1 protein-coding gene and 1 pseudogene are annotated in these 2,253 nt (G+C 40.8%); both read left to right on the top strand.

The features are described 5' to 3' along the window. The first annotated feature begins 55 nt into the window (after positions 1–55). Positions 56–661, top strand: a complete 606-nt coding sequence (locus tag LD39_RS20300; protein ID WP_035552868.1) for a class I SAM-dependent methyltransferase — start codon at positions 56–58, stop codon at positions 659–661. Positions 662–973: 312 nt separating this feature from the next. Then, positions 974–2,253 (top strand): annotated as a pseudogene (locus LD39_RS20295) (DNA-directed RNA polymerase subunit beta); the annotation flags it as partial.

Raw genomic sequence — 2,253 nt, 5'->3', positions numbered from 1 at the left:
GATTATCGGCGGGCTTTCTTTTTCTTACTAGATTAATAAAGAAGGTGTTCGGATTATGTCGGAACATTATTATTCAAAGAAGACAACAGCCGAGAGTGATGAAAAATCTTGGTCTTTTACTCTAAGAGGCCACTCGTTAGACTTTACAACAGATCATGCGGTGTTTTCGAAACGCGAAGTAGATTTTGGGTCCAGGCTGCTTATCGATTCATTTCAAGAACCAGAAGTGAACGGGGACTTGCTTGATCTTGGGTGCGGATATGGTCCAATCGGTATTACGCTCGCCAAGGACTTTCCAGATCGGCATGTTTGGATGGTCGACGTAAACGAACGAGCTTTAAGTTTAGCTGGGAAGAATGCCAAACAAAACGCTGTGACGAACGTAACCATTCAAGAGAGTGATCGTTTACAAGGTTTACAGGATCGTAAATTTGCCTCTATTTTAACGAACCCGCCCATTCGAGCAGGGAAGAAAGTGGTTCATCAAATGTTTGAAGAAGCGCAACAATCTTTGCTGAATCAAGGGGAATTGTGGGTCGTTATACAGAAGAAGCAAGGGGCTCCTTCCGCTAAACAAAAAATAGAAGATTTGTTTGGAAATGTAGATGATGTTGTGAAGCAAAAAGGGTACTATATCTTTAAAGCAAAAAAGTTTGACTAGAATATCTATTTGTGCTAGTATTGAAAAATGCCAATATGACTATAGTCTGTCAAGTCTTTTTTTATAAAATGTATAAAAAAATGATAGACGGTTAGAATGGTAAAATCGAACACTGAGAGTAAATGAGGTTTTTGAATGAGTAAAACCCTTTTTCTTTTTTGTCTAACGTTAGAGAGAAATGAAGAATCACCATTTGCTATAGTGGCGAATGTTTAAATAGTGCTTGTGGCAAGATCAACCGCAAGCCTGTTCGGCATGTCTTGCCGGACCCTTTTTTCGTTATAAAAATGCTTGATTTGAGGGGTGAATCAGTTGACAGGTCAACTAGTTCAGTATGGACGACACCGCCAACGCAGAAGTTATGCACGCATCAGTGAAGTATTAGAATTGCCGAATCTGATTGAGATTCAAACTGCTTCTTATGATTGGTTCTTAGAAGAAGGTTTGAAAGAGATGTTCCAAGACATTTCTCCAATCGAAGATTTTACAGGTAATCTCTCACTTGAGTTTGTAGACTACAGCCTAGGCGAACCAAAGTATCCAGTCGATGAGTCAAAGGATCGTGACGTAACATATAACGCACCGCTTCGTGTGAAAGTTCGTCTATTAAATAATGAGACAGGCGAAGTGAAAGAGCAAGAAGTGTTTATGGGTGACTTCCCACTGATGACAGACACAGGTACCTTTATTATTAATGGTGCTGAACGTGTTATTGTATCTCAGCTTGTTCGCTCTCCAAGTGTCTATTACAACAAAAAAATCGATAAAAACGGTAAGAAAGGCTATACCGCTACGGTCATTCCAAACCGTGGGGCATGGTTAGAGTTCGAAACAGATGCGAAAGATGTTGTACATGTTCGTATTGACCGTACTCGTAAATTGCCGATTACCGTATTACTTCGTGCTTTAGGTTTTGGTACAGACCAAGAAATCATTGATCTTATCGGTGATAACGAATACCTGAAGAACACATTAGAAAAAGATAACACGGAAAATAGCGAAAAGGCTCTGTTAGAAATTTATGAGCGTTTACGCCCTGGTGAGCCGCCGACAGTAGATAATGCGAAGAGCTTGCTTGTTTCCCGTTTCTTTGATCCGAAGCGCTACGACTTAGCGCGTGTCGGTCGTTATAAAATGAATAAAAAGCTTCATATTAAAGATCGTTTGTTTAATCAAACGCTTGCTGAAACTCTTGTTGATGAAGAGACAGGAGAAGTATTGGCAGAGAAAGGCGACAAGATCGATCGTCGCTTGTTAAACAAACTGATTCCACACTTTGATAGTGATGAAGCGAACTTAAGTGAACAGTCCCTAGACCCGGTAGACGGGGTAATGGAAGAACCTATTCGTGTACAGTCTGTGAAAATTGTAGATCCGACTGACCCAGAAGGTGAGAAGTCTATCAATGTTATCGGCAATGCCAACATTGACCGTGATGTGAAAAACATTACACCTGCTGACATTCTTTCTGCGATCAGCTACTTTTTCAACCTGTTGCACAACGTAGGTGGAACAGACGATATTGACCACTTAGGTAACCGTCGTCTGCGTTCTGTCGGTGAACTTCTTCAGAATCAGTTCCGTATCGGCTT

Source organism: Halobacillus sp. BBL2006, from assembly GCF_000786645.1.
In the GTDB taxonomy this organism is placed as follows: Bacteria; Bacillota; Bacilli; order Bacillales; family Halobacillaceae; genus Halobacillus.
Note: the sequence above shows the minus strand (reverse complement) of the source record. Positions and strands in the feature narration are given on the sequence as shown.

Coding starts and splice junctions, on each gene's coding strand:
- LD39_RS20300 (WP_035552868.1), top strand. CDS start 56: ATGTCGGAACATTATTATTCAAAGAAGACAACAGCCGAGAGTGATGAA.